At 52.1% G+C, this 4,511-nt stretch carries 7 protein-coding genes; 1 reads left to right on the top strand and 6 read right to left on the bottom strand.

What is annotated here, in order from left to right; translation table 11 throughout:
- Positions 1-162: 162 nt before the first annotated feature.
- Entirely contained in the window at positions 163-717 is a 555-nt protein-coding gene (locus ACOT0L_RS23040) for a gamma carbonic anhydrase family protein (RefSeq protein WP_032626749.1), read from the top strand.
- On the opposite strand, the gene ACOT0L_RS23035 is transcribed toward ACOT0L_RS23040, so the two are convergent.
- Genes ACOT0L_RS23035 through dprA form a run of 6 tightly spaced genes read right to left on the bottom strand, consistent with a single transcriptional unit; the run spans position 693 to position 4,476 of the window.
- A complete protein-coding gene (locus tag ACOT0L_RS23035) occupies positions 693-941 on the bottom strand; it encodes a DUF1488 domain-containing protein (RefSeq protein ID WP_032626752.1) in 249 nt (82 codons plus the stop codon). The genes ACOT0L_RS23040 and ACOT0L_RS23035 overlap by 25 nt on opposite strands.
- Positions 938-1,756: a shikimate dehydrogenase gene (gene aroE / locus ACOT0L_RS23030; RefSeq protein WP_032626754.1), complete on the bottom strand. Its 819-nt coding sequence runs from the start codon at positions 1,754-1,756 to the stop codon at positions 938-940. The genes ACOT0L_RS23035 and aroE overlap by 4 nt, the downstream gene beginning before the upstream one ends.
- 4 nt (positions 1,757-1,760) lie before the next feature.
- The gene (gene tsaC, locus ACOT0L_RS23025) at positions 1,761-2,333 is read right to left on the bottom strand and encodes an L-threonylcarbamoyladenylate synthase type 1 TsaC (RefSeq protein ID WP_022649580.1); all 573 of its coding nucleotides are present in this window, start codon (positions 2,331-2,333) and stop codon (positions 1,761-1,763) included.
- Positions 2,326-2,880 carry a type I DNA topoisomerase gene (locus ACOT0L_RS23020; RefSeq protein ID WP_023298754.1) on the bottom strand — a complete coding sequence of 185 codons (555 nt, stop codon included), beginning with the start codon at positions 2,878-2,880 and terminating at the stop codon, positions 2,326-2,328. The genes tsaC and ACOT0L_RS23020 overlap by 8 nt, the downstream gene beginning before the upstream one ends.
- 26 nt (positions 2,881-2,906) lie before the next feature.
- The gene (smg, locus tag ACOT0L_RS23015; protein ID WP_000460665.1) at positions 2,907-3,380 is read right to left on the bottom strand and encodes a DUF494 family protein Smg; all 474 of its coding nucleotides are present in this window, start codon (positions 3,378-3,380) and stop codon (positions 2,907-2,909) included.
- A complete protein-coding gene (dprA, locus tag ACOT0L_RS23010) occupies positions 3,352-4,476 on the bottom strand; it encodes a DNA-protecting protein DprA (RefSeq protein ID WP_032626756.1) in 1,125 nt (374 codons plus the stop codon). Before dprA ends, smg begins: the two co-directional genes overlap by 29 nt.
- Between the last annotated feature and the right edge of the window lie 35 nt (positions 4,477-4,511).

Here is a 4,511-nt window from a genome sequence, read left to right as displayed (position 1 = left end):
AGCACAAGTATTTTTTAGATCTTTTTTTCCAACTGATGATTTTCCGTGCTTTTCGCTGAAAACCCACCCGATCCGCTTAAAAATTGACGCATTTTGCCTTGCCTCGCTCCAGTAATACGATCAAAGTCTTCTTTAATAACGCTCATCTGTATCGAGGTAGATATGTTTGCAGTATTACGTCCTTATAAACATCTGTTCCCCCAAAAAGGCGATCGCGTGATGATCGATGCCAGCAGCGTGGTCATTGGTGATGTTCGCATGGCCGATGATGTCAGCATCTGGCCACTTGTCGCGATCCGGGGCGATGTTAACTACGTTGCAATCGGTGCACGCACCAATATTCAGGACGGCAGCGTGTTGCATGTGACTCATAAGTCATCTTATAACCCTGAGGGCAACCCGCTCATTATTGGGGAAGATGTTACCGTCGGCCATAAAGTGATGCTCCACGGCTGCACGATCGGTAACAGGGTTCTCGTTGGGATGGGATCGATTTTGCTGGATGGCGTCATTGTAGAAGATGACGTAATGATTGGCGCAGGGAGTCTTGTTCCGCAAAACAAGCGTCTTGAAAGTGGGTATCTCTATTTAGGCAGCCCGGTTAAACAGATCCGCCCCCTAAAAGAGACGGAGATCGAAGGATTGAAATACTCAGCGAACAATTACGTTAAATGGAAAAATGACTATCTGGATCAGGATAACCAGACCCAACCCTGATCGTCTTCCTGCTGATCGCGGATCAAATCGCTGGCATCCTCTTCCAGGTCCCAGCGATTTTCGCAAAAGACCGCTAACGGATCTGCCCCCCCAAAGCGCTGAAGCAACGTTTCCCCTTTAATCGCACAGGTGAGCTGCATTCCATGCACCAGCACCGGGAAACAAACCGCTTGCTTGTTTTCATCCCAGATTTCTCTGTCGGGAAAATGAATCGCCTGATTCACGCCGTCATTTCCTGTTTGAGCTTTTCAATCACCGGTTCTACTGCGGGTAACACGCCATGCCAGAGTAGCACCGCATGAGCCGCCTGCCCCACCAGCATTCCCAGACCATCAGCCACGTGTTTTGCCCCCTGTTGTTCGCACCAGGTCAGAAAGGGCGTTTTCCCTTTTTGATAAAACATGTCATAGGCGTAGATGTGGGAATGAATCAGGGATGCAGGAATCGCCGGGATCTCTCCATTAATACCGCTTGAGGTGGCATTAATCACAAGATCAAATTCGTGACGCGCGAGATCGTCAGGTGCTACCGCAGCTACGCTGCCTGTGTGTGCGAACAACGCCGCCAGCTCTTCTGCTCTGGAGAAAGTACGGTTGGTGATTGTCACCGCACAATCCAGCGAAAGAAGAGGAAGCAATACGCCGCGCGAGGCGCCACCCGCGCCGATCAGCAGGATCCGAAAGCCTGGTTTAATAAACGACAATCGCTCCAGATCGCTGAGTAAACCAATCCCATCGGTGTTATCGCCCAGAAGGCGACCATCTTCAAGCCGCTTAAGAGTATTGACGGCGCCAGCGAGCGACGCACGTTCGGTCAGTTCATCCGCGCGCCCGAAAGCCTCTTCTTTAAAAGGCACCGTGACGTTCGCACCTTTACCACCCGCATCAAAAAAGCTATTCAGCGTCGGTATAAATGCATCAACAGGCGCAAGAACCCGACCATACGGGTGATCTATATGCAATTGCTCCGCAAACAGCCGATGGATCAGAGGCGACTTGCTGTGCGCGATCGGGTTACCAAAAACAGCATAGGTTTCCATCACATTATCCCTGGCGAAAACGTTCGCCGGTCAAGGCATCGCGAATTTCTGACGGGTTAAGACGACCACCGGTTTCACCCACGGCTACCGGGAAATCATTCCCGAACTGCGCCAGAACTTCTTCGGTTGTCCGACAAGGGGGAAGCCCGGTCAGGTTGGCGCTGGTTGAAACCAGAGGTTTACCAAATGCCTGGCATAACTCCACCACCAGCGGATGGTCGGTGACGCGTACCGCGAGTGAATCGAAACGCCCGGTTAACCAGCGCGGCGTTGTCGGCTGTGCAGGAAAAACAAACGTCACGGGACCAGGCCACGCAGAGAAAATGGTTTCCCGCTGTGCAGGTGTCAGCATGGAATCATCAATATAAGGCTTAAGCTGCTCGTAGTTCGCAGCGATCAAAATCAATCCTTTTTCGACAGGCCGCTGTTTTAGCGCCAGCAGACGGTTAACGGCGACTTCGCTGTCAGGATCACACCCGACCCCGAAAACGGCTTCTGTTGGATAGGCGATGACTTCTTCTTTTTTCAGGATTTCCACCGCCTGCGCGATGGAGCCTGATGGCAGGTTATTATTCACTGATTTGATCCGCCGAAACCGGCTTTCCACATTGTTTACTGGCGCAAAAGCGTTTCAAGCCTTGCGCGGTTTTCTTCTCTATAAGTAACGGATAATCGCAATGAGAGCAGACGCCCGCTACTGGTTTGAAATTGATGACGAACTGGCATTCAGGATAGCGATCGCACGAATGGAAGGTCTTGCCATAACGAGAGCGCCGCTGCACCAATTGGCCACGCTGGCACTGAGGGCAGGCAATTGCCGTTTCATCTGGCTTATCAATTTGTTCCGTATGTTCACACTCCGGGTAGCGGCTGCATCCGATAAACATCCCGAACCGCCCCTGCCGCAGCGCCAGTTCACCGCCACAGAGAGGACAAAGCTGTCCCTCCAGAATTTTGACGATATGTCCATCCGCCTGGCTTTTCAGGGGACGGACATAATCACATTCCGGATAGTGTGAACAACCGAGAAACGGACCGTGTTTCCCGGACCGAATAACAAGTTCTGCCCCGCATTGTGGGCAGGGCTCGTTTTTATGCACCGTGAAGAGTGCTGATTTGGCCATAACAACTCTTGTTGCTGCACATAGAATTAATGCAGCATACCTTCATTCACTTCAAAGAGTAATTCTTCCATTTGCTGATAGGCATTTTCACAGCCTGGAATGTTGAACAGAACCATCAGGATCACCCATTTCAGATCTTCCAGTTCAAACTCAGCAGTATCCAGCGCCATGACGCGCTCTATCACCATCTCCCTCGTTTCGAGGTTTAGCACCTGAATCTGCTCGAGGAATAAAATGAATCCCCGGCAGCTGGCATCCAGCCTTTCACACTCTTCAGCTGTATAGATGCGCACAGACAATGGGTCAGAAGCAAGCTGCATCGGTTCGGCGAGGCCGTCCTGATAATCAGCCAACTTATCCAGCCACATCAACGCATTATATATATCTTCCCGCTCAAAACCTGCGTCGGTCAGATCCCGTGTTAATTTGTCCTGATCCACCTGCATTTCTGCTTCGTTGTGGATGTAAGTCTCAAACAAATACATCAGTACGTCGAACATGGCATGCCCTCCTTAATCGGACATAGCCGCCGGGTACAGCTGCGATCCACCCTGCTAACTCCAGTTCGAGTAGCTGTGCTACCGTTACTGGCACAGGTTGGCCGGCACGTTCAGCGACAACGTCAACAGGTGTTACCTCATCTCCTACGTTAGCCAGGAGCTTGGGAAATGGCAATGCTACTGCCTCCTGATCCGATGAAATATGTCGCTTTTGGAGATCATCCTGCAACCAATGCAGTCCATACTGCAAATTTTCAAGGATATCTTCTTTGCAGGTCACCAGCGTCGCCCCCTGTTTTATCAGCCAGTGAGGGCCTTCGCAGCCGGGGTTCCCCAACGGGCCGGGCAGCGCAAAAACTTCACGCCCCTGCTCCAGTGCGCACCTTGCGGTAACCAGCGATCCACTCCGAATCGCAGCTTCGACCACCAGCACACCCTGGCTTAACCCACTGATGATCCGGTTACGCCGTGGAAAGTTACCCGGTCTGGGCGGTGTTGAGAGTGAAAACTCAGACACTATTGCCCCCTCTGAAGCAATAAGTTGCTCAGCCAGAATATGATGACGACGCGGATAGAGACTAAAAAGACCATTGCCAAGCACGGCGACACTTCGCCCTTTTGCGGACAACGCCGCATGATGTGCTACACCGTCGATGCCGCAAGCCAAGCCACTGGTGATCGTAAAGCCACATTGGGACAGCTGTTCGCTCAGCATTTTCCCCCAACGCTCGCCATACCACGAGGGCGCACGGCTGCCCACTACCGCAAGCTGCATGCTATTAAGCACGTCAACGCGGCCTCTCACAAATAGCGCCCCGGGAAAATCAGGGATAGAACGCAACAATGGCGGGAAGCGAGGATCATCCGCCGTGAGAAGGTGGTTGTCGGCGTGTTCCAGCCATTCCAGACTACGTTCAAGCTCACTCTCGCTGAACGAAAAAAACTTTACGGCATGTTTGGGCGAAAGCCCTGACGCGTTGACGGCTTCAGCATCGACGGTTGCCTGGCGAAGCAGCCTCTGCGCAATCTCCAGCATCGCATCACCGTATAACGACCCGATGTTTATAAGCCGTAACCATATCTCTGTGGACGTCATCCTTTTCCCTGCCATAAGCAGCCTCAGCAATCTTT

It is taken from the genome of Enterobacter cloacae complex sp. XAL002, assembly GCF_049236805.1.
GTDB classification, from domain to species: Bacteria; Pseudomonadota; Gammaproteobacteria; order Enterobacterales; family Enterobacteriaceae; genus Enterobacter; species Enterobacter intestinihominis.
The sequence above is the reverse complement of the archived record's forward strand: the minus strand, read 5'-3'. Positions and strand labels throughout refer to the sequence as shown.